Raw genomic sequence first — 22377 nt, 5'->3', positions numbered from 1 at the left:
TGTTGTTCTTTCTTATTAACAGTTAGCGTATTTTGTCGCTAACTGTTGTTTCCAGAAATCGGTTGTTGTTCCTAGAAAGAGGTGCGGCGGTAACTACGGTATTTAGGTAGCCAGAAGTTATCTTGCAAGCGACGTTGCATGTTTTCTTCTGTTACAGGCAAAGCTAAATCATCTGCAATGGCTTGCTTTGCAACGGCGTAAGCTATTTTTTCACTGATCTCTCTAATCACTGCCAATGGTGGTAATAGTGCACCTGGTGCTTTGTCGTAATCCATTGAAGCATCAGCTAAGGCTTGGCTGGCCGCCATTAACATATTGTCACTGATCCCTCTTGCTCGTGAGGCTAATACTCCTAAACCAATACCTGGGAAAATATAGCTGTTATTACATTGCGATACTTCAAAAGATTGATCTTTAAATAGAGTATTAGGGAATGGACTGCCCGTTGCAATAATCGCTTTGCCATTACTCCAATTAGTAATATCTTGCGGTGTACCTTCAACGCGAGAAGTTGGGTTTGACAGCGGCAATACAATCGGATTTTCAGTATTCGCACATAAGCTTTCAATAATGCTTTGCGTAAATAAACCTGTTTGACCACTAACACCAAATAACACGGTTATCTTCGCTTGTTTAACCACTTGCTCTAACCCTAACGGTTGGCTGTGATCCCAGTTTTCGATATCAGCTGCCTTTTGTACTAAAGACATTTGGAAACTTTGTAAATCAGTCATGTTATCCGTTAATAAACCATAACGATCAACCATAAATACACGCTTACGAGCTTGCTCTTCAGTCAAACCTTCACGTTGCATTTGTCTAATAATATGCTCTGCTATACCACAACCTGCAGAGCCAGCGCCTAAAAATGCAATATTTTGTTGGCTAAGCTTTTGCTTTTTATTTAAACAAGCCGCTATCAGCGTACCTACGGATACGGCTGCAGTGCCTTGAATATCATCATTGAAACAACACAGTTGATCGCGGTATTTGTTTAATAATGGTGTTGCATTGGTTTGTGCAAAATCTTCAAATTGTAATAACACTTCTGGCCAACGACGTTTCACCGCTTGAATAAATAAATCTACAAATTCATTGTACTCTTCGCCTGTGATGCGAGGGTTACGCCACCCCATGTACATTGGGTCATTAATTAGTTGGCTATTATTAGTACCTACATCTAATAAAATAGGTAAGCAATGCGCCGGGCTAATCCCACCACAAGCTGTGTATAAAGCAAGTTTACCAATTGGGATCCCCATGCCCCCGATGCCTTGATCGCCTAAACCTAAAATGCGTTCACCATCGGTCACTACAATCACTTTTACATTTTGCTTAGTGGCATTCTGTAACATATCATCAATTTTATGACGTTCAGGGTAAGAGATGAATAGACCACGTTTACGACGGTATATTTTAGAAAACTTCTCACAAGCTTGTCCCACCGTTGGTGTATAAATCAACGGCATTACTTCTTCGATATGTTGCTCGATGAGGTGATGAAATAAAGTTTCATTTGTATCTTGGATGTTTCGTAGATAGATATGTTTATCAAGATCGCTTTTAAATGAAGACAGTTGCTGATATGCACGAAATGATTGCTCTTCAATCGTTTCAATCGTGTGTGGTAACAAACCCGTTAAATTAAAATTATCGCGTTCATCGGAGGAGAAAGCACTGCCTTTATTTAATAGTGGGGTTTCTAATAGTGCAGGCCCTGCAAAGGGAATATATAAAGGACGTTTGAGTGGCATAATAAAATCTTCTTAGTGAATAAAAGTATGTCTTAATACATACCGATAATTAATTGTATAGGAATTCAACGAAGATCGGCTTAAAGATGTTAAATTTTTGTTAACGAGCTGGGATCTGTTGTTCTTTGTGCTTAACTTTTGTTGTACAAAATAGTATCAAAAGATCAACGTGCCTAAAACAAAAACGTTCAAATAATATCCTAATTAGCACCTAGTTCAGCCCCTGTTGACCTTTTTTAAAGTAATTTTTCAGGTAATCGATTAATAACCGCAATTTTTTAGATTCTGCAGCGCCCGGTGGGAACACTGCATATACTTCAATATCATTAAATTGATACTCAGAGAGTAACTGAATTAGGCGTCCAGACTTTATTTTAGGCAGTGCATCATAACTTGGAATGCGTCCTAAACCATGACCTCCTTCAACAAAGGCCGTGCGTGCTGCGGCATTATTGGTACTGATATTACCTTTTAATTTGACGCTGTAGGAGCGGCTGCCTTTTTTCAGCTCTAACGTAGTAGGCGCTAGTTTATAAAGGATCCATTGGTGCGCTGTTAATTGAGCAGGAGTTGTTGGGCGGCCATATTTTTGTAAATATTCAGGCGCAGCGCACAAGCAGGTATTCAACGTTGATAGTTTAGTCGCCTGTAAACCAGAGTCAGCTAATTCCGCACCACGGATTGCAATATCAAAACCTTCTTTGATAATATTTACTACTTCATCGCTAAGGTTTACATCTAGTTGAATATTAGGATAAATCTTCGCAAAAGCGTTCAAGGCGGGCACGATGGCATGTAATCCAACATTCATAGGGCAGGTTATTTTAATTAACCCCGTTGGGTTGTTCTTTAAGTTCTCTATCTGCTGGTTTGCTGCTAAAGCTTGTTCGACAATCACTTTACAACGTTGGTAATATTCGCTGCCAGCTTCCGTTAATGTAATGCTTCGAGTTGAGCGATTGAGCAGTTTAATACCTAATTGGCTTTCTAGTTTTTTAATATGGTAGCTAACCACGGCGCGTGACAATCCAATATGTTTTGCAGCTGCACTCAAACTACCTTGTTCAATAACTTGGGCAAACACCACCATGCTTTTTAATTGTTCAAATGACAGTTCCACTGTGACCTCTTTTTGTCGTTTATTGATGTTGGTTAGAGCTGTGTATTAACCTCCACTTAAATTTCAATCTAATAGACAGATAGTAAAAAGGGTTATTTCTTTCGTCGATGACCCAATATTACTTATTCACAAGCAAAATCCCTCTAGTGCATGTTCATCTGATTTTTAATTGTATCAACTATTGAAACAATGTTGTTGATAAAGTATGCATTGTTCAATTTTGTATAAGGTTTATACTTTCTCAATCAGCTAATAACTAGCTATTAAACACTCTCTCAACATTAAGGGCATTATCATGAGTAAGAAAATATTAATGGTTCTAACATCACATGACAAACTAGGCGATACAGGTAATAAAACAGGCTTTTGGGTTGAAGAGTTTGCTGCCCCTTATTACGTTTTTAAAGATGCTGGACTAGATATTACATTAGCATCACCGTTAGGCGGACAACCACCAATCGATCCATCAAGTGAAATGGATGATTTTGTTACCGAAGCTACTAAACGTTTTGACGAAGACGCTGAAACAAAACAACAACTAGCCAATACAGTGGCATTATCATCAGTGAATGAAGCTGATTACGATGCAATATTCTATCCTGGTGGTCATGGCCCATTATGGGATTTAGCTACTGATGCTAAATCAATTAAATTGATTGAAGATTTTTTAGCCGCTAATAAGCCTGTTGGCGCGGTATGTCATGCAAGTGCGGTGCTATTAGACGTTAAAGACAGTGCCGGTGAGTTTGCAGTTAAAGGTAAAGCAGTTTCTGGTTTTACTAATAGTGAAGAAGCAGCAGTTCAATTAACTGATATTGTGCCATTTTTAGTGGAAGATGAACTGATTAAACGCGGTGCAGATTACCAAAAAGTAGATGACTGGAATGCTTTTGCAGTACAAGATGGTCTGATTATTTCAGGGCAAAACCCAGCAAGTTCTGAGCTGGTAGCTAAAAAATTGTTAGCACATCTGAATGCTTAATGATTAAAAATTAAGTTACCGTTATTTTAAGAACCTTTATTTACATAAAAAGTTTACATAAAAAGTTTTCATAAAAAATTGGCATATTAAAATTGCCATATTAAAAAACCGCAATGAATGATCTTTATTGCGGTTTTTTTCGTTACAAGCAATGAATTCTTAATGGCTGCTAGTTATTGTCGCTGCTCACATTAACACTTAACTCGCCGCTTTCATCATCACTAACAAAGAAGTTAATGGGTTGGCAGCAGACTTGGCAATCTTCGATATATTCTTGATCGATATCAGAGGGGTCAAGTAGTATGGTGATGGTTTCACCACAATAGGGACAGTTGATCTCTGCTTCTTGTAGAAATGCCATGTTGTATCCTTTTCTTTATGTCAATTTTACTTAATAGCAATTCCGGCGACACTACTTTCTTTTATCAGAAAAGAAAGTAGGCAAAGAAACTGACACCGTGTCACTTTCTGATCCAAGTCATCAATTACTTTTCTAACGCACCAGTTCAAATGGCACATTCATGCGCCAAATGAAAGTAATCCTAACACCCTGTTTGGCTTTGCTAAAAGGAATTAATGACTCGGGAAAGCTCAACGGTGGGACGTTGTAGCTGCATTGGGTAATGTTTTGTTTATAGCATTTTATATTTTTATTTTGAAACCCACTTATTACATGGAAAGTGATTGTTCGGATTTATTCCTTCTTTTTGGATCCTACCGCCTTTATCACTATTATTAATCGTTATTTAGCTTTTGTGGTGACAGGTCTTTTTTGTACCATATTGGTTGAGAAAAAGATGATAAGGCATTAATGTTCCTTTCAAAAATAAAAAACTTTTACATGCAAGGAGTGCATAGCCGATGAATATTGGAATCTACATATACGATAATGCAGAGGTGCTTGATTTCTCTGGCCCATTTGAGGTGTTAAGTACCGCTAAACGTTTGTCTGGGCATGATTGGAATATCTTCCTGATTGCCGAAAAGCCGGCACTTGTGCAGGCGCGAGGTGGGTTCCCTATTCAACCACACTTTTGTTTTGATGCGCATCCCGATATCGATGTGCTAATAGTTGTTGGTGGGGTGCATACAGAGGAAGTTAAAAAAACAAAAGTGATCACTTGGATGGCTGATATCGCGGTCAAATCTGAAAGGGTGCTATCAGTGTGTACTGGTGCGTTTATTTTGGCTGAAGCGGGGTTGTTAGATGATTTGACAGTAACTACGCACTGGCAAGATATTGATGATCTTAAGGCGGATTATCCGAAGTTAAAGGTAATAGACAATCAACGTTGGGTTTCTCAAGGCAAATATATTACATCGGGAGGTATTTCGGCAGGAATAGATATGAGTTTACATTTAGTCTCCGAGTTAACAACATTATCATTGGCAGAAAAAACAGCAAGGCAAATGGAATATCATTGGCAAAAACACACATACTCTTGAATGTCATATGCTACTCGAATATTTTTGATGTGGGTATAAATAGCTTTTATTACTTTAATTCAAGCCTTAAAAAATATACGCGACATAGAATAAATGATATTGATGTCAGCATATATAATGTTTCAACAACAGGGATTAATAAATGGACATCGCAAACTACCTACCCGAACTGCTTTCTGTCACTGTGATTGCTATTTTTATGGCGATTAGCCCAGGTGCTGACTTTGTGGTGATCACGCGCAATAGTATGTTCCATGGCAGGCAGAGTGGTTTGTACTCTGCCTTAGGCATAGGCTTAGCGATTTGGATCCATGTTGCTTACTCGATTGCAGGGTTGGCGATTATTATTTCAAAATCAATCATTTTATTCTCATTGACCAAGTATTTAGGCGCGGCTTATCTTATTTATATTGGTTATAAAACCTTCACTTCCAAAGGTAACTTGAGCGCAGAAGGGCAAACGGTTGAGCCTAAGTTATCGCGTCTAGGCGCAGTCAAACTGGGTTTTATTACTAATGCATTAAACCCTAAAACGACACTATTTTTCTTGAGTTTATTCACGCAAGTGGTTAATCCAACAACACCCGTTTGGGTGCAGCTGTTATATGGATTAATCATCTGCTTAGCACATATTTTATGGTTTACTGTGGTGTCGTTATTTTTTAGCCATCCTGCGCTGGTGAAAAAATTTAATACACACAAGAAAAAAATTGAAAAATTAGTAGGTAGTGTATTAATTGGTTTTGGTATAAAAGTGGCGGTAGCCAGTAGCCAGTAGCCTTTATAAAAATAAACCTTTTATACAAATATACAGATAAAAAAAGGGCATGAGGACGACCTCATCTCTCAACATAAACTGGGGACGGCCCCAATAATGAGAGGTGAATATGAGTTGGTTTTTATTAGTGCTAGCAGGTTTGTTTGAAATTAGCTGGGCAGTTGGGTTGAAGTACACAGAAGGTTTTACAAAGTTATGGCCAAGCCTTTGGACGGTCTCTTCGTTAATTATAAGCTTCACTTTATTGGGACTTGCGGTTAGAACCTTACCCGTCGGTACTGCTTATGGAGTGTGGGTCGGTATTGGTGCTGTGGGAACTGCTATTTTAGGTGTTGTATTATTTGGGGAGTCAGCTTCATTATTGAAATTTATCAGCCTTGCTTTTATTTGTATTGGTATTGTTGGCCTTAAAATCGCGCAAAGTTAGGGCGAAGTTAATGTTTTTGCATCGAGCTTTTACTGTTCATTATTGTAGGGGGCATAAGGTTGCAATCTGTACTTTTGGTGTGGGCAACCTTTGAAAGTGAGCAAACAAGTGTTTGTTAAAATTGATAGTACGGCAGTGTTAGATTTTGCCATCACTTGCAAAGCCTCGGGTGTTACCCATTTTCAATTATTAAATACTAGCGCTGAATATGCTGAATGTTGAATGCTAAAACCGCTAAGATACTTTTTTTGTTAAGGTGTGTATTAATAAAAGTTGTTTTGATAAGGCTTCCATAAAGATTAGATAAAGTTAAGGGCAAATAAAAAAGCAGATAAAATTCACTTATTTTATCTGCCAAGGTTGGGAGTAGGTTTAAGCGATATAAAATTAAAGCTCAGTAACAAAATTCATGTATTGCTCAATGTCGCCTATAACAGCTTGGTGCATTAACTTACCCGTTTCTAATACGTAAGGCTGATTGAAGTGGATATCCCACAGATCAGATTCTTTACGCCAATGCTCATAAACCGCTAGCGCATCGTCTTGACCCTCAATGGTGTACAAATCAAAAAGGATATTGCCTTCTTCTTGGCTGCGAGTTTGCGTTATATGATGTTCAAATTGAGTGAGTAATCGCGTTCTATACTGCGGTTTTATTTTGAAAATAAAGAAAATAATACAAAGCTCGTCCTGTGCATGGGAATATTTAGGATTTTTCTCATATAGCGGTGCAGGCGTTGTTTCGTTTAAAGGCATCACTTCAGGTGCGCTATTACACATCATGGCTAATGCTTCAAGTAGTTGCTTGGTATAATCCTGTGCAGAATGGTGATCAACTGCAGCTTGGTTTTCAAAACGTTCGTAGGCAAAAAAGAGATTAGGAATTTTTTTATCTTGATATAAACGCATTTCAAGTAAACCAGCTTCATTTTTTGAGCCTTGTTTATCATTCTCAAGTAATACTTTAAATTGTTCAATGTATTCAGTTTTAATATCAAACTTAACTATTTGTATAAGCATTGTGCATTCCTATTCGCTGTAATATGTTGCGAATTATGCGCACTAGTAATGAATAGAGGAAGAGAGTAAACATCCAATTAATATGGAATATATTATCCATAATCATGTTGCTTCTATGTCGAGGTCATTAAAATTATATTTCACAAGTGATAATCAATATCAATAAGGTTGTTTTATTTCTTTCTTTAGATGATAATAAGTATCACTTAAAGACTGGTTAATACTCAAGGAAGGCAAGTTATGTTTAACTGGAAATATTTAACGAACAAAGTTACTGCTGCTGTTTTAAGATATGCACGTGTTAAATCATCAGTAATAGTTCAGGCTGATACTGCTGTAAGCCATAAAGAAATAGGGGGGGTGGCGTTAAAAAAGCAAGTCTCATCAATACAAAAAAAGCCTAATAATGTTAGTCAACATATTGATAAAAATGCCATCTCGTCAAATCAACGCGCATTAATACAGTTAAATCTATGTGATGTTATTAGTCCTGATATTGAAACGGCTAATGAAGTTATTACGGCCGCTACCGATGAATTTTTAGATCAGGCTAATGCATATAATGCTTCTGGAGATCGGGTTTTGGCTAATATTCAATATAAAAAAGCTATTACCTTGTTACAAACGGTACTTGGTAGTCACGATGTCAGTGATAAATATTACGCACTGCTAATGCGTACTATTGGCCGTATTCGCTGTGAATGGGAGCTATTTAACCATAATACTCAAACATAGATTGAAACAGAATTATTGGTAGTGTCAGGGTTTACAAACTTTACTCAAACCCTATTCAACCTCTAACTAAACAGAAGAGGGATGACGATGATTATTTTTTATTGTTACTCGATTATTGTAGGGAATAGAAGTCTATTTTAGACATTAGTATTGAATAATTGTCGATACTGTAAATAGTTGATCATAGTTATTGAGCAATTGTTATAATCCATCAATACTTTAATATTAATCATTAGTAATGGATGACATAGTGAATAAGACTCTCAGCAATTTAATAACCTTAGCAACATTAATAGCAACGCCTGTTTTCGCTGCATCGCAGGAAAAATTAACCGTTTATACATACAGTTCGTTTGCTTCAGACTGGGGGCCAGGACCAAAAATAGAAGCTGAATTTGAAAAATTCTGTGCATGCGACCTGGAGTTTATTGCGTTAGATGATGGTGTATCAGTATTAAATCGTTTGCGTTTAGAAGGTAATAATAGCGAAGCTGATATCCTTTTAGGGCTTGATAATAACTTAATGGCCAGCGCTAAAAAAACAGGGCTATTGAGTGAACATAATATTGATTTAAGTACGATTAAGATGTCCACTGATTGGCAAGATAAAACCTTTGTGCCTTTTGATTATGGTTATTTTGCATTTGTTTATAACAGTGAAAAATTAACTAACCCACCTAAGAGTTTAAAAGAATTGGTCGAACAACGTGACGACTTAAAAATCATCTATCAAGATCCTCGCACTTCAACTCCAGGGTTAGGCCTGATGCTTTGGATGAAATCTGTTTATGGTGACGAAGTCAATCAAGCTTGGAAGCAACTTGCTAAAAAAACGATAACTGTAACCAAAGGTTGGTCTGAATCCTATAGCATGTTTCTAAAAGGAGAGGCCGATATGGTGTTGTCTTATACAACCTCTCCTGCTTATCATATGATTGCTGAAGGCAAAAATCAGTTCCAAGCTGCGAGTTTCACTGAAGGTCATTACACACAAACTGAGGTGGCGGCTGTGGTTAAAAGCAGCAAACATAAAAAATTAGCGAATGAATTCATGAGCTTTATCCTGAGTGATGCTTTTCAATCTAAAATCGCAACCGGTAATTGGATGTATCCGGTTACCGATGTGGCATTGCCAGAAGAGTTTAATCAACTCGTCTCACCGACTAAGTCATTGTCATTCTCAAGTGATGAAGTGGCAGCAAAACGCAAAGCATGGACAAAAGAGTGGTTGATCTCATTAACAGATTAATCACTTAATGCCACTTATTAACCCATTAACGGTATTTGTCAGATTACTTAAACCTGTTCAAATTCCCGGACTTTTGCTGTCCATTGGCATCTTTTTGTTTGTGCTAATGGCAGTCAATGCACTGTTTGCTTATTCTCCGGTTTTAGAGGTAACGGCTATTTGGTCTGATCCTTATTATCGGCACATTACAACATTTAGCTTTTATCAAGCTGCATTATCCACCCTATTAAGTGTTTTATTCGCGATCCCCATTAGCCATGCTTTGTTTAGGCGAGAGTTTAGGGGCAAAGCTTTATTACTCAAGTTATTTGCAACAACCTTAGTCTTACCGGTGCTGGTGGCTGTCTTTGGGTTGTTAGCTATTTATGGTAATAGTGGTGTGTTAGCGGGTATTTTTGAATATTTTGATAGCATATTACCTTTCTCAATTTTTGGATTAAATGGCATTTTATTGGCCCATGTTTTTTTTAATCTGCCCTTTGCTTGTCGTCTATTTCTACAGGCATTAAATGCTATTCCAGATAAACAGCACCAATTAGCTACGCATTTAGGAATGAAGCATTGGAATAAATTTCGATTTGTTGAATGGCCACAGATTGTTGCTCAATTACCACATGCGGCAGGGCTTATCTTTATGCTTTGTTTTAGCAGCTTTGCAACGGTAATGGCATTGGGTGGCGGGCCTAAATCAACCACTATAGAGCTGGCTATCTACCAAGCAATTAAATTTGATTTTGATTTGCAGACGGGGGCTTTACTTGCATTATGGCAAATTTGTATATGCGCAGTTTTAGCTGTTTTTATTCAAAAATTATCGCATTCATCATCCTTAACAGCCAATTATCAAGGGCCTAAAAATACCTTTTATCATGATTCATGGATTGCTAAATGTTGGGATTTTAGTTGGATTATTGTGATTTCCCTATTGGTAATTCCACCGTTGTTAATGGTGGTTATATCAGGGGTAAATACTCAGTTTTTTGTTGTCTTAACCGATATTAAATTTTGGTTGGCCTTTAAAAACTCATTGCTCATTGCTTTTTTTGCAGCTCTTATTGCTGTGAGTTGTGCTTTTTTTATTTTGTTAGCGAGTCGGCAGTGGCGATTGATTGGACTTAATGGATATGCTGATAAAATTGAAATGTTAGCCACCATTATATTAGTCACCCCTGGTTTAGTGATCAGCACAGGGTTATTTTTACTGTTAAGAGATATCGGACATTTTTCTTCCCTAGCCCTATATATAGTGATTGCAGTTAATGCATTAATGGCTTTGCCTTTTGTATTAAAGAGTTTGTCATTACCTATGTTACATAATGCTCAAAAATATGAATTATTATGTGCGAGCATAGGTGTATTTTGGTGGCATCGTTTTTATTGGGTTGAATGGAAAGCGTTACGACGACCTATTTTACAAGCGCTGTGTTTAAGCTTTGTGCTGTCCGTGGGCGATTTAAGTGCGATTGCATTATTTGGTAGCCATAACTTTAGTACTTTACCTTTATATCTTTTCCAATTATTAGGTAGTTATCAAATGCAGTCTGCAGCTGTCATTGCGTTGGTGCTATTGGTGTTGAGTGTGGGTATTTTTATAGTGGTGGAATATCTATTTAAAGAAAGAAGAACTCAACATGATTAAATTTACAGACGTTAATTATCATTATAAACAGCAAAGCTTTCATTTTGATTTAGAGGTTGAAGCCGGCAGTGTAGTCGCAATTCTTGGGCCAAGTGGAGCCGGTAAAAGCACGCTTTTAAATTTATTGGTGGGTTTTATTACACCTGTGCAAGGAGAGATCAAAATAAATAACGGTTCAATCCTTAAGCAAGCACCGCATCAGCGACCACTTTCAATCTTGTTTCAGGATAATAATCTATTTACGCACCTTTCTGCCTATGAAAATATTGCATTAGGTTTACATCCTGGCTTAAAACTTAATGCTGAACAAAAGTTACGTCTACATACTGTCAGCGAGCAAGTTGGTGTAGAGAACTTATTAGATCGTTTGCCTGCTCAACTTTCTGGAGGGCAGCAACAACGTATCGCGTTAGCGCGTTGCTTTGTACAGGATAAACCTATCCTACTGCTAGATGAGCCTTTCTCTGCCTTAGATCCTGTGTTGCGAGTGGCAATGTTGAAGTCAGTTAAGTCATTGGCTAAATTACAAAATGTTACCGTGTTGATGGTCACTCATCATATTCATGATGCATTGTCCGTAGCCTCTGACTTTGTTTTTATCGACCGAGGCACTGCCTTAGCCGTTGAAAAAATTACTTACCTCAATACGACTCATAACAATAAGCAACTAGTGGATTTTTTGAGCGCCGAAATGAATAGGTGATAGGATTTTTTCGGTATACTATTTAATCAATTTAGGCCATATTCTATTCATGAACAACGACTTATGGTGTCGCTTTAATGATTTTAGTTCTACTAGTTGTATTAATTATAATGATTTCTCCCATGGAAGTGTCAGCTTTATTTACAACTTAATTGTAGGTAACTAATTATGGGTAATTACATGGTTGATATTTAAGCAATTGTTAAAGTTGGATCGTTACTTGCTCCTTTGTAGGTATATTGTTGTTTAACTATTCCCTATAAAACGTAAACAAGGGAAGTAAAGGAGTACTTTATGAAATTGAAATCAATGAAATCGATAGTGACATGCATGATTTTCTCAATTGCGAGCTTATTTAATATAGCGAATGCAAGTGTACTGACCGGGAACTTAAATGTGGATAATACATTTTCTGCATATTTAAGCACCGATGATAACGTACAAGGTGCTTTATTAGTCTCTGGTAATGATTGGACTGTAACGGACACTTTTAGTACTAATTTAACGGCAGGAACAGACTATTATCTACATGTTAAAGCGCAAGACTGGGGCTATATAGCCGGATTTTTAGGTGATTTTAGTATAGATACTAATGATCACGTGTTTAACAACGGTTTGGCACAATTATTAACTAATAATGTTGATTGGAATGTAAGCACGACTGGTTGGAATAACTATACAACTGCTAGCACTAGTTTATTAGGTACCTCTTATAATGGAATCGGACCTTGGGGGTTAAGAAGTGGTGTTGATGCCAATGCAGATTGGATTTGGTCATCTGAATCTTATACTGATTTAAATGCCTATTTCTCAACCACAATTACAGCTGTAACGGCAGTACCTGCGCCATCAACAATGATTATCCTTGGTCTAGCGCTTATTGGCTTAGCATCACGTCGATTCAAAAAACAAGCTTAATTTAATAAGCTTAATTTATAAATTAAGCTTTACTTAAAAGCACCACTCGAAAGTTTGGTGCTTTATTGTTTTTAAGATTCAAAGATTCAAAGATTCAAAGATTCAAAGCTTCAAAGCTCCCTCTGTGCCATACCAGTTCTATGCTCGAATTATAATTTTCCTTGGTATTAACTCTAATCCCGTTTGATAACGTTTAGCTGATGCATTTAAACCTAGTTCCAGTGCACTGTCTGCAATCAGTTCGAATTGCTGTGCTAAAGAGTTAATTTTAATCGGTAAAAAGTCTAACAAGCGATTATCACCAAAGGTAGCTAGTTTGACTGTTTGCATGAGCGTTGGTTGCTCAATTAACACATCTAAAATACCTTCCAACATCGTATAAGAAGTCACAATAATGGCATCTGGTATTTTGTCTTCTGCTACCCATTGTTTAAAAGCGGCTTTGCCAGATTCACTATTAAAGTGCTCGCCATAAATAGAAGTACAGGTTATTCCTTGTTTTTCGGCTTGCGCTTTAAAACCTGCGTGACGTTGACGAGAGATATTTAATGTAGGTAAGGCGCCAATCAGGCCAATAGACTTTACATGCTCAGTGATCATGGATCCTGTTAATTCATAAGCACCATCAAAATCCTCACTGATCACACAGCCAAAATATTCATCATCTAAGGCGCGGTCAAGGGCAATAATGGGCGTGCCTTGCTGTTGTATTTTCAAATAATACTCGCTGCCATCAGGCAATGAACTCGCAACAAAAAGCGCATCAATACGACGACTCAATAATGCTTTTACTAAGTTCTTCTCTGTTTCTGGATCATCATCTGAACATCCAATCAGTATTTGATAACCTGCTTTACGAGAATTAGATTCGAGTAATTTGGCTAATTTTGTATAACTGCTGTTTTCAAGATCTGGAATGATCAGCCCAAAAGATCGGCTACTACCAGCACGCAGGGCTGACGCAGCATGGTCAGGACTATAATTGTGTTCATTAACAACCGCCATTACCCTCAGTTGCGTCTTTTCACTGATCCTATATTTCTTGGCTTTACCATTAATGACATAGCTTGCAGTGGTTTTTGATACGCCTGCTAATTTGGCAATATTATCTAATGTCATGGTTAAGATCCTTATTTATGTCGACAAGATCAAATTAATGCAAGTCTAATATGTTTAGTAGTTGCATTATATGCTGAATCGATTCACTATGAAAGCTGAAACGATTCAGTAAGACTTAAAGTTTGCAATAATTGAGACCAGCGTAACGTATTAATTATTATTTTATAAGCTTATTGAAAATTTTTTGAATGTTTTGCTGAATCGATTCAGTAAAGCGTTAATAGCGAATAATTCATTAATAGAGCGAGAGGTTAAGACCGATGCTGACACTAACTAATAACGATATAACCTTACAACAAAGCGCAAGTGATAAAACCACTGCCATTAAAGCAATTGCTAAGCAACTGACTGATAACGGTTTAGTGGCGGAGCAATACGTGACTGGCATGCTTAACCGAGAAAAACAAAATTCAACATTTTTAGGTAATGGCATTGCGATTCCTCATGGCACAACAGATACACGAGATTTGGTGAATAAAACCGGTGTTGTGGTACATCATTTCCCTGAAGGGGTGAATTGGGGGGATGGAAATGTAGCTTATGTCGCAATTGGTATTGCTGCTAAGTCTGACGAACACTTAGGTATTTTAAAGCAATTAACTAAAGTGTTATCTGCTGATGATGTAGAAGGTAAATTAAAACAAGCTAAAACAAAAGATGACATCATCAAGTTATTAAACGGTGAAGTGCAGTTTGAAGCTGACTTCAACCCCGCTTTAATACATTTAAATTTCCCAGCGACTGACATGATTCAAATGAGCGCTGTCGCAGGTGGCCTATTAAAAAATAGTGGTAGTGTAGAAAGTCAATTTGTTGCTGAGTTAGTCACAAAAGAGGTCACACATCTAGGTAATGGCTTGTGGTTAGTGAGTGGAGACCAAGGCGTTAAACGTTCTGCTATGTCTATTTTAACGACTAGCGAAGCCTGCGAATATAAAGGATTACCAGTAAAGGCCGTCATTGCTATTGCTGCTTGTAATGATTCACATCGTACGCTGTTAAACACCATTAGCCAGTTGGTATTTGAGCAGCAACAAACAAAAATTTTCACCTCCACTGCCGCTGAATTAGTCGCTTTGTTCTCCGGTTCAGTACAACAAGTCTCTGTTGATGGCGATAATGTCGCGACGTTCAAAATTCAAAATGCACACGGTTTACATGCTCGTCCTAGTGCAATGTTAGTGGCAACCGTTAAGAAATATAAATCAGCAATTAAAGTATCAAATATTGATGGCGAAAATAAATTCGTTGATGCAAAAAGTCTGATGAAAGTGATTGGTTTAGGGGTTAAACACGGTAACTCATTACAATTTACCGCAGAGGGGCCTGATGCAAAAGAAGCGCTAGTAGGTATTGGTGAAGCGATTGCTTCTGGCCTGAGTGAGGGGTAAATCATGACTAATCAACATGCGATTGAAGATAATAAAGTGGTCACTATCACATTGAACCCTGCATTAGATTTAACAGGTAGTTTGGATACCTTAAATACTGGCTCGGTAAGTTTAGCAAATACTGGTTCATTACATGCAGCAGGTAAAGGCGTTAACGTTGCAAAAGTACTTTCTGATTTAGGTGCAGAGGTGACTGTCACTGGTTTTTTAGGGCGTGATAATGAAGTCTTGTTTTGTACCTTATTTAGCGAAATGAATGCTCAGGATAAGTTTATCCGTGTTGATGGTTCAACGCGTATTAATGTCAAACTAGTCGAAAAAAATGGCCAAGTGAGTGATATTAATTTCCCAGGTGTTGAAGTTTCTGAACAAGCTATTGGTGAATTTGAAACTGCTTTATTTAAGTTAGCTGAAACGCATCAGTTTTTTGTGCTTGCAGGTAGTTTACCTAAAGGTATTTCACCTGAACTGTGTGCAAGTTGGATAGAAAAGCTACATCAACTGGGTAAAAAAGTCATATTTGATAGTAGCCGAGCTGCGTTAGCTGCTGGCTTAGATGCACACCCATGGTTAATTAAACCCAATGATGAAGAGCTATCAGAATTTATCGGACGTGAATTGAATACGCCTAAAGCTTGCCAACAAGCGGCACAGGATCTGGCCAGCAAGGGTATTCAAAATATCGTTGTGTCATTGGGCTCAAAAGGAGTGATGTGGTTAGACAGCACTGCGCAAGATGAGCCAAAAAACCAACACAGCCAAAATGACCAAAACAACACCTTGTGGCGCTACGCCCAACCACCAAAAATGAATGTTGTTAGTACTGTGGGAGCTGGAGATACGTTAGTAGCAGGTTTTTGTTGGGGACACATGAAACAGTGGCAAGCAGAACAAACATTATCGTTTGCTACCGCGCTATCCGCCCTTGCTGTGACGCAAGTAGGCGTAGGCGTACCTAATCTTGAAGCAGTAACTGAATTACAAAAAAAGATCACTCACAATAACCCTATTTCAACAAGCGTGTAAATACGCCAATAACTAATTTAAGGATTGAATATGAAAAATATAGCTATTGTAACTGCATGTCCAAGTGGCGTAGCAAACAGTATCATTGCTGCTGGTTTATTAAAGCAAGCAAGTGAAAAGTTAAACATTAATGCATCGATAGAGTGCCAATCAACGGTATTACCTGTTGAGCCTTTAACTGCTGCTGTTATTGCTGCTGCCGATGCGATTATTATCGCCACCAATAGCGATATCGATACGACACGTTTTGTTGGTAAAAAAGTATATCAAGGTGCGATTGCTGATTGTACGGAAGATCCACAAGCCTGGTTGGGTAATGCAATTAATTCAGCTCAAGAGTTAACTGCTGCTAAAGCTAGTAAAGGTGCAATCGTTGCTTCAACTGCTGCAATGAATAGTTCTGACAGTAATAGTGCAAAGAAAATTGTTGCTATCACAGCTTGTCCAACGGGAGTTGCACATACCTTTATGGCTGCTGAAGCGTTAGAGAGTGAAGCTAAGCGCCAAGGGCATATTATTAAAGTAGAAACACGTGGGTCGGTAGGTGCAAAGAATCAATTAACGGATCAGGATATTGCTGATGCGGATCTAGTGATTATTGCTGCTGATATCGAAGTACCACTTGAACGTTTTAATGGTAAACGTCTGTACAAAACAAGCACTAGTTTAGCACTTAAAAAAACCGAGCAAGAAATCACTAAAGCTTTTTCACAAGCTTCAGTTTTTCAAGCAAGCGGTTACGTAAACTCATCTCAAAGTGAAGAGAAGAAGGGCGTCTATAAACATCTTATGACAGGGGTTTCACATATGTTGCCTGTTGTTATTGCGGGTGGTTTGTTGATTGCGCTTTCGTTTGTATTTGGTATTGAAGCATTTAAAGAAAAAGGCACGATTGCTGCAACCTTGATGGATATTGGTGGTGGTGCTGCTTTTGCATTAATGATCCCCGTATTGGCTGGTTTTATTGCATTCTCGATTGCCGACCGCCCAGGTTTAGCACCGGGTTTAATTGGTGGTATGTTAGCAAGCCAACTTGGTGCAGGTTTCTTAGGGGGGATTGCAGCGGGTTTCATCGCAGGTTACGCAGCTAAATTTATTGCGGATAAAGTGTCATTGCCACAATCAATGGAAGCCCTTAAACCTATTTTGATCATTCCTTTTGTAGCGAGTCTATTCACTGGCTTAGTGATGATTTATATTGTCGGTGGTCCTGTTGCTAGCATTATGGCTGCACTTACTGAATTCCTAACTAATATGGGGTCAACTAATGCTGTTCTATTAGGAATAGTATTAGGCTGTATGATGTGTTTCGATTTAGGTGGTCCTGTTAATAAAGCGGCATACACATTTGGTGTAGGTCTATTAGCTTCTCAATCATACGGTCCAATGGCTGCTATTATGGCTGCCGGTATGGTGCCTGCGCTTGGTATGGGCTTAGCAACTTTCCTTGCGAAGAAAAAATTTATTGATAGTGAACGTGAAGCCGGAAAAGCATCATTTGTTTTAGGGTTATGCTTTATTTCTGAAGGTGCAATCCCATTTGCAGCAAAAGATCCGATGCGTGTTATTCCAAGCTGTATGGCTGGTGGTGCATTAACGGGTGGTTTATCTATGTTGTTCGGCGCACAGTTACTCGCTCCGCACGGTGGTTTATTTGTTCTGTTGATTCCAAATGCAATCTCACCGGTATTATTATACTTAGTGGCAATCGCAGCGGGTACAGCTGTAACAGGTTTCACCTATGCTTTCTTGAAAAATAAAGAAGAAGTAAAACAAGCTGTTGTAGTTTAAAACAAGCTTAAAAAATATAAGTGAGTTTTTAAATCACTCAATAAAAAAAGGGAGCTTACGATATTAGTCGTAAGCTCCCTTTTTATTTACAGGGGCTTTTATGATGAGTTTTAGCCCTAAACTTATCGCTTTATTGGTCTAGTATTGCAATATTCTTATCTGATACTAACGGACCCGTTTGATGCAGATATTCATTCTCATCATCTTGATTGTCATGTTCTGAAATGAAGTTAAGTAAACAGCTGCTGTAGTTCGCTTCAGCTTTAGCCAAGTGTTTACCATCATCACTACGAATTAAAATAGTATCTCCGGCTGAGAATTCGCCGACCACTTCAACTATTTCATTACTCGTTAGCTGGTCACTATTTTCATGTAGAGGGTATTCAAATCCATCTCCAATAACAACTTCACCCTGTGCTCTTGATGTATGAGTCATCCAATGTAAATCTTCTTCCATTGGTTTTGCATAAGGTGCAAAAACAGTACCGGGGTTATTACCCAGTATTAACTGCTCAAAGGAGCTTTCTTTAAAGCCATTGATTATATAGGTAGTAAGACCATGTGATGTTGCTTTTTCAGCTGCTTCTATTTTAGTTTGCATACCACCAGTACCAACGCTGCTATGTGCGCCACCGGCCATATCGTAAATGCTTTGATCGATAGCACTCACGTTTTTAATCATCACCGCATCGTCATTAGTATGTGGGTTTTTATTATATAAGCCGTCAATGTCAGAACATATGATTAATGCGTCTGCATCTGCCGCCGCTGCAACCATTGCTGATAAATTATCGTTATCACCCACTTTTAATGCATCTGTTGTTACTACGTCATTTTCATTAACAACGGGTAAAATGCCATGTTCGAGCAATGCGAAGATAGTTTCACGCACACTGTCATATCTCTCTCTATCTTGGAAATCACCATGCGTTAAAAGAATTTGTGCTGAAGGGAAATCAAAGAAACGATCCCATGCTGCCATCATTTCATTTTGACCTGCTGCGGCCATTGCTTTTTTTATTGGGAGAGATGGGTTTTCTATTTCACCGAAAAAGTGTGCGCCAGCTGCAACTGAACCTGAAGAGACAAGAATAACTTCAATGCCCATATCTCTGCACTGTAATATAAATTTGGCGATATGTAATAAGTAGCGTGAACTACAACCTTTTCTCTCTGGTGCAATGAGTGCGCTACCGACTTTAAGTACAATTCGATTCCATTTATGATTTTTCATATTTTCTCTTTTAACTTTACTGCATTACTCTTTTTATAAATGTGCAACATCAATCGCAAGAGTAAGAAGCGATTTGTCGCATTGAAAATTTTATAGTTATTTTTAGTTTGGAAAAGTGCTGGATCTTGGTGGGGGAAGCGTGGTTGATATATTATAACTTCTCAATAGAGTCATTATTCTATGTCCTGCCTTACTAAGTTGATTTAAAGGTTACTCAGATGAAGTAATTCCATATGATTTGTGTAGTATATCACAAAATTATGCTTATATTTTGTTTGATTTTTGTTTGAATTAAATACGTTTATTCCTAAATATGCTGCTTTTACACTAATCATGGGCCTGTGAGGCTATTTTTGTATTTTAAAAATCATTCTAAATTTTATTTTTTATTGATATAACTCAAAACATTTTTATCTCTAAAATCATCTACCTGTAATAATCTTTTTAAGTCCCCACTTTATTCGCTATCTGTGTTTTAACTACCCCTCTTTCTAGCTAGCAGCTTTATCTTACGTTCTATCGATGTTACTTTGATTTGCTTTGGCTATTAATTTAATTGAAATTAACAATTTTACCTATCAATCGATTTGCTACACAATGCTTTCCATGGACTCGCAGAACGAGCCCAATTAATGTAACTAACTCACTTAATAGGAATAATAAAATGATCAATTCTAAACTTAAACCATTTAACGCGACTGCATTTAAACAAGGTGAATTCGTAGAGATTTCTGAGAAAGACGTACTAGGTAAATGGTCTATCTTTTTCTTCTACCCAGCTGACTTTACGTTTGTTTGCCCTACTGAGTTAGGCGATGTTGCTGACCATTACGAAGAATTACAAAAACGTGGTGTAGAAGTTTTCTCTGTATCAACTGATACGCACTTCACCCACAAAGCATGGCACGATAGTTCAGACACCATTGGTAAAATTAACTACTTCATGGTTGGTGACCAATCAGGCGCTATCACAAATAACTTCGGTATGATGCGTGAAGGTCAAGGCCTTGCAAACCGTGGTACGTTCTTGATGGATCCAGAAGGTGTTGTGCAAGCACTAGAAGTTACTGCTGAAGGTGTTGGTCGTGATGCTGAAGACCTAATGCGCAAAGTGAAAGCGGCGCAATATGTTGCTGCACACCCAGGTGAAGTATGTCCTGCTAAATGGAAAGAAGGTGAAGCAACGTTAGCACCTTCATTAGACCTAGTAGGTAAAATCTAAGTCTACAGAGCTAAACCTAAAAGCTAAGTAACCTATACGTTGCTTAGTAATAATAGACCTTAGTCCTATCGACTGAGGTCATTTAAAAATAGATTTTTATAAAGCCTTGTTGACCAGAGAGTCGATTTTTAAATTAACCAAAATTGCTCATTACGTTTTTAACTAAGCGTAAATAAATACAGCCCCAAAATATAAAGGTGACATTATGTTAGATCAAAATATGAAAACCCAGCTTAAAGCTTACCTAGAAAACTTAAAAACAGACGTACAATTAGTATTAAGCCTTGATGACAGTGAAACGGCAACAAAATTACACTCGTTAGCAACTGATATTGCTTCATTACACGATAAAATTACTGTGATTGAAGATGCCGCTGCAAGTGAACGTAAACCTATTATGCAAGTGGTTAATCCAGCTAAAAACACCGCTATCGGTTTTGCTGGTTTACCAATGGGTCATGAATTCACATCATTAGTGCTGGCTCTGTTACATAGCGGTGGTCACCCTATGAAAATTGACTCAGAAGTGATCGAGCAAGTAAGAAACTTAGAAGGTGAGTTCAACTTTGAAGTGTTTATTTCTTTAAGCTGTCAAAACTGTCCTGATGTTGTACAAGCATTAAATATGATGGCTGCGATTAATCCAAAGATTAGCACAACCATGATTGACGGTGGAGCCTTCCAAGCTGAAGTCGCTGAACGTAATATTATGGCAGTACCCAGTGTATTTTTAAACGGTGAAGTTTTTACCCAAGGCCGTATTACATTAAGCGAAATATTAAGCAAAGTTGATACAGGAGCAGCTAAGAAAAAAGCCGCGGTATTGAATGAGAAACAACCCTATGAAATATTAGTTGTAGGCGGTGGACCTGCGGGTGCATCAGCTGCCATTTATGCCGCACGTAAAGGTATTCGTACTGGCGTCGTTGCTGAACGTTTTGGCGGACAAGTCATGGATACAATGGCGATTGAGAACTTCATCTCAGTAAAAGAGACACAAGGCCCTAAATTAGCTGCTGCACTTGAAGAGCATGTAAAAGAATACGACGTTGATATTATGAATGAGCAACGTGCCAGTGCAGTTGTTGCTGCTGAAAAAACAGAAGATGGTTACATTCATGTCGAGCTGGAAAGCGGTGCAATATTGAAAAGCCGAAGTGTCATTTTATCGACTGGTGCGCGCTGGAGAAAAATGAACGTACCCGGTGAAGAGCAATACAGTAATAAAGGCGTTGCTTACTGCCCACACTGTGACGGCCCATTATTTAAAGGCAAAAAAGTAGCGGTAATTGGTGGCGGTAACTCAGGTATTGAAGCAGCTATCGATTTAGCAGGGTTAGTTGAGCATGTAACAGTATTAGAGTTTGCAGATACACTACGAGCAGATCAGGTACTTGTAAACAAAGCAAACAGTCTGGCTAACGTGACTATTATTAAAAGTGCACAAACAACAGAGGTCATTGGAGATGGTACTCGTGTGACTGCTCTCAACTATGTCGACCGTGTGAGTGGTGAAGAAAACCAAATTGAGCTTGCTGGGATCTTTGTGCAAATCGGTTTAGTACCAAATAGTGATTTCTTAAAAGACAGCGGTGTTGCTTTATCTGCTCGTGGTGAAATTGAAGTGAATGCTAAAGGGGAAACATCGTTACCGGGTGTATTTGCTGCAGGTGATGTAACAACCGTACCTTATAAGCAAATTATTATTGCGATGGGCGAGGGTTCAAAAGCGAGCTTAAGTGCCTTTGACCACTTAATTAGAACACCTGCGCCTTTTTCAAAATCGGAACAAGTTGCTTAAGTTATGTTTTATGATTAAGTTA

General features: G+C 38.1%; 20 protein-coding genes. 14 read left to right on the top strand and 6 right to left on the bottom strand.

The window, feature by feature from the left end; translation table 11 throughout:
• Window positions 1-71: 71 nt before the first annotated feature.
• Complete coding sequence (locus tag H5084_RS01665) at window positions 72-1754, bottom strand: NAD-dependent malic enzyme (RefSeq protein ID WP_182689343.1); 1683 nt, start codon at window positions 1752-1754, stop codon at window positions 72-74.
• 211 nt (window positions 1755-1965) lie between these two features.
• Entirely contained in the window at window positions 1966-2874 is a 909-nt protein-coding gene (locus tag H5084_RS01660; RefSeq protein ID WP_182689342.1) for a LysR family transcriptional regulator, read from the bottom strand.
• 295 nt (window positions 2875-3169) lie between these two features.
• On the opposite strand from H5084_RS01660, the gene H5084_RS01655 reads away from it, so the two are divergent.
• A complete protein-coding gene (locus tag H5084_RS01655) occupies window positions 3170-3856 on the top strand; it encodes a type 1 glutamine amidotransferase domain-containing protein (RefSeq protein WP_259396661.1) in 687 nt (228 codons plus the stop codon).
• 169 nt (window positions 3857-4025) lie between these two features.
• On the opposite strand, the gene H5084_RS01650 is transcribed toward H5084_RS01655, so the two are convergent.
• Window positions 4026-4217, bottom strand: a complete 192-nt coding sequence (locus H5084_RS01650; protein ID WP_182689341.1) for a CPXCG motif-containing cysteine-rich protein — start codon at window positions 4215-4217, stop codon at window positions 4026-4028.
• A gap of 500 nt (window positions 4218-4717) precedes the next feature.
• On the opposite strand from H5084_RS01650, the gene H5084_RS01645 reads away from it, so the two are divergent.
• From H5084_RS01645 to sugE, 3 genes are all read left to right on the top strand, one after another.
• Entirely contained in the window at window positions 4718-5302 is a 585-nt protein-coding gene (locus H5084_RS01645; protein WP_182689340.1) for a DJ-1/PfpI family protein, read from the top strand.
• Between the two features lie 142 nt (window positions 5303-5444).
• On the top strand, window positions 5445-6080 hold the full coding sequence (locus H5084_RS01640) for a LysE family transporter (protein WP_182689339.1): 636 nt from the start codon (window positions 5445-5447) through the stop codon (window positions 6078-6080).
• Between the two features lie 109 nt (window positions 6081-6189).
• Window positions 6190-6507: a quaternary ammonium compound efflux SMR transporter SugE gene (gene sugE, locus H5084_RS01635; RefSeq protein WP_028867532.1), complete on the top strand. Its 318-nt coding sequence runs from the start codon at window positions 6190-6192 to the stop codon at window positions 6505-6507.
• 387 nt (window positions 6508-6894) lie between these two features.
• Here sugE and H5084_RS01630 read toward each other — a convergent pair whose 3' ends face one another.
• Window positions 6895-7527 carry a putative quinol monooxygenase gene (locus tag H5084_RS01630; RefSeq protein WP_182689338.1) on the bottom strand — a complete coding sequence of 211 codons (633 nt, stop codon included), beginning with the start codon at window positions 7525-7527 and terminating at the stop codon, window positions 6895-6897.
• A gap of 240 nt (window positions 7528-7767) precedes the next feature.
• Here H5084_RS01630 and H5084_RS01625 point away from each other — a divergent pair, with 240 nt between their 5' ends.
• From H5084_RS01625 to H5084_RS01605, 5 genes are all read left to right on the top strand, one after another.
• Window positions 7768-8262, top strand: coding sequence for a hypothetical protein (locus tag H5084_RS01625; RefSeq protein WP_182689337.1), 495 nt, complete (start codon window positions 7768-7770; stop codon window positions 8260-8262).
• A 250-nt stretch (window positions 8263-8512) separates the two neighbouring features.
• Window positions 8513-9511 (top strand): thiamine ABC transporter substrate binding subunit, encoded by a 999-nt coding sequence (gene thiB / locus H5084_RS01620; RefSeq protein ID WP_310735724.1) that lies wholly within the window; start codon window positions 8513-8515, stop codon window positions 9509-9511.
• A gap of 7 nt (window positions 9512-9518) precedes the next feature.
• Window positions 9519-11150, top strand: a complete 1632-nt coding sequence (gene thiP / locus H5084_RS01615; RefSeq protein WP_182689335.1) for a thiamine/thiamine pyrophosphate ABC transporter permease — start codon at window positions 9519-9521, stop codon at window positions 11148-11150.
• Window positions 11143-11853 (top strand): thiamine ABC transporter ATP-binding protein, encoded by a 711-nt coding sequence (gene thiQ / locus H5084_RS01610; RefSeq protein ID WP_182689334.1) that lies wholly within the window; start codon window positions 11143-11145, stop codon window positions 11851-11853. The genes thiP and thiQ overlap by 8 nt, the downstream gene beginning before the upstream one ends.
• 294 nt (window positions 11854-12147) lie before the next feature.
• Complete coding sequence (locus tag H5084_RS01605; RefSeq protein WP_182689333.1) at window positions 12148-12771, top strand: PEP-CTERM sorting domain-containing protein; 624 nt, start codon at window positions 12148-12150, stop codon at window positions 12769-12771.
• A gap of 138 nt (window positions 12772-12909) precedes the next feature.
• Here the strand turns inward: H5084_RS01605 and cra are convergent, their stop codons facing one another.
• The gene (gene cra, locus H5084_RS01600; protein ID WP_028867541.1) at window positions 12910-13890 is read right to left on the bottom strand and encodes a catabolite repressor/activator; all 981 of its coding nucleotides are present in this window, start codon (window positions 13888-13890) and stop codon (window positions 12910-12912) included.
• Between the two features lie 260 nt (window positions 13891-14150).
• Between cra and fruB the strand changes: the two genes are divergently transcribed.
• Genes fruB through fruA form a run of 3 tightly spaced genes read left to right on the top strand, consistent with a single transcriptional unit; the run spans window position 14151 to window position 18098 of the window.
• Entirely contained in the window at window positions 14151-15281 is a 1131-nt protein-coding gene (gene fruB / locus H5084_RS01595; protein ID WP_182689332.1) for a fused PTS fructose transporter subunit IIA/HPr protein, read from the top strand.
• A gap of 3 nt (window positions 15282-15284) precedes the next feature.
• Window positions 15285-16307 carry a 1-phosphofructokinase gene (pfkB, locus tag H5084_RS01590; RefSeq protein ID WP_182689331.1) on the top strand — a complete coding sequence of 341 codons (1023 nt, stop codon included), beginning with the start codon at window positions 15285-15287 and terminating at the stop codon, window positions 16305-16307.
• 30 nt (window positions 16308-16337) lie between these two features.
• Window positions 16338-18098 (top strand): PTS fructose transporter subunit IIBC, encoded by a 1761-nt coding sequence (gene fruA, locus H5084_RS01585; RefSeq protein WP_182689330.1) that lies wholly within the window; start codon window positions 16338-16340, stop codon window positions 18096-18098.
• A gap of 130 nt (window positions 18099-18228) precedes the next feature.
• On the opposite strand, the gene proB is transcribed toward fruA, so the two are convergent.
• Window positions 18229-19332 (bottom strand): glutamate 5-kinase, encoded by a 1104-nt coding sequence (gene proB / locus H5084_RS01580; protein ID WP_028867545.1) that lies wholly within the window; start codon window positions 19330-19332, stop codon window positions 18229-18231.
• Window positions 19333-19996: 664 nt separating this feature from the next.
• On the opposite strand from proB, the gene ahpC reads away from it, so the two are divergent.
• The gene (gene ahpC, locus H5084_RS01575; RefSeq protein WP_028867546.1) at window positions 19997-20554 is read left to right on the top strand and encodes an alkyl hydroperoxide reductase subunit C; all 558 of its coding nucleotides are present in this window, start codon (window positions 19997-19999) and stop codon (window positions 20552-20554) included.
• A gap of 205 nt (window positions 20555-20759) precedes the next feature.
• Entirely contained in the window at window positions 20760-22355 is a 1596-nt protein-coding gene (gene ahpF / locus H5084_RS01570) for an alkyl hydroperoxide reductase subunit F (protein ID WP_182689329.1), read from the top strand.
• Window positions 22356-22377: the final 22 nt, after the last annotated feature.

This window comes from Psychromonas sp. SR45-3, from assembly GCF_014163575.1.
In the GTDB taxonomy this organism is placed as follows: domain Bacteria; phylum Pseudomonadota; class Gammaproteobacteria; order Enterobacterales; family Psychromonadaceae; genus Psychromonas; species Psychromonas arctica.
Note: the sequence above shows the minus strand (reverse complement) of the source record. Positions and strands in the feature narration are given on the sequence as shown.

What these genes read in the sequence shown, in the direction of transcription:
- H5084_RS01665 (WP_182689343.1), bottom strand. Translation starts at nt 1,754, where the DNA reads ATGCCACTCAAACGTCCTTTATATATTCCCTTTGCAGGGCCTGCACTA.
- H5084_RS01655 (WP_259396661.1), top strand. Translation starts at nt 3,170, where the DNA reads ATGAGTAAGAAAATATTAATGGTTCTAACATCACATGACAAACTAGGC.
- H5084_RS01650 (WP_182689341.1), bottom strand. Translation starts at nt 4,217, where the DNA reads ATGGCATTTCTACAAGAAGCAGAGATCAACTGTCCCTATTGTGGTGAA.
- H5084_RS01645 (WP_182689340.1), top strand. Translation starts at nt 4,718, where the DNA reads ATGAATATTGGAATCTACATATACGATAATGCAGAGGTGCTTGATTTC.
- H5084_RS01640 (WP_182689339.1), top strand. Translation starts at nt 5,445, where the DNA reads ATGGACATCGCAAACTACCTACCCGAACTGCTTTCTGTCACTGTGATT.
- sugE (WP_028867532.1), top strand. Translation starts at nt 6,190, where the DNA reads ATGAGTTGGTTTTTATTAGTGCTAGCAGGTTTGTTTGAAATTAGCTGG.
- H5084_RS01630 (WP_182689338.1), bottom strand. Translation starts at nt 7,527, where the DNA reads ATGCTTATACAAATAGTTAAGTTTGATATTAAAACTGAATACATTGAA.
- H5084_RS01625 (WP_182689337.1), top strand. Translation starts at nt 7,768, where the DNA reads ATGTTTAACTGGAAATATTTAACGAACAAAGTTACTGCTGCTGTTTTA.
- thiP (WP_182689335.1), top strand. Translation starts at nt 9,519, where the DNA reads ATGCCACTTATTAACCCATTAACGGTATTTGTCAGATTACTTAAACCT.
- thiQ (WP_182689334.1), top strand. Translation starts at nt 11,143, where the DNA reads ATGATTAAATTTACAGACGTTAATTATCATTATAAACAGCAAAGCTTT.
- H5084_RS01605 (WP_182689333.1), top strand. Translation starts at nt 12,148, where the DNA reads ATGAAATTGAAATCAATGAAATCGATAGTGACATGCATGATTTTCTCA.
- cra (WP_028867541.1), bottom strand. Translation starts at nt 13,890, where the DNA reads ATGACATTAGATAATATTGCCAAATTAGCAGGCGTATCAAAAACCACT.
- fruB (WP_182689332.1), top strand. Translation starts at nt 14,151, where the DNA reads ATGCTGACACTAACTAATAACGATATAACCTTACAACAAAGCGCAAGT.
- pfkB (WP_182689331.1), top strand. Translation starts at nt 15,285, where the DNA reads ATGACTAATCAACATGCGATTGAAGATAATAAAGTGGTCACTATCACA.
- fruA (WP_182689330.1), top strand. Translation starts at nt 16,338, where the DNA reads ATGAAAAATATAGCTATTGTAACTGCATGTCCAAGTGGCGTAGCAAAC.
- proB (WP_028867545.1), bottom strand. Translation starts at nt 19,332, where the DNA reads ATGAAAAATCATAAATGGAATCGAATTGTACTTAAAGTCGGTAGCGCA.
- ahpC (WP_028867546.1), top strand. Translation starts at nt 19,997, where the DNA reads ATGATCAATTCTAAACTTAAACCATTTAACGCGACTGCATTTAAACAA.
- ahpF (WP_182689329.1), top strand. Translation starts at nt 20,760, where the DNA reads ATGTTAGATCAAAATATGAAAACCCAGCTTAAAGCTTACCTAGAAAAC.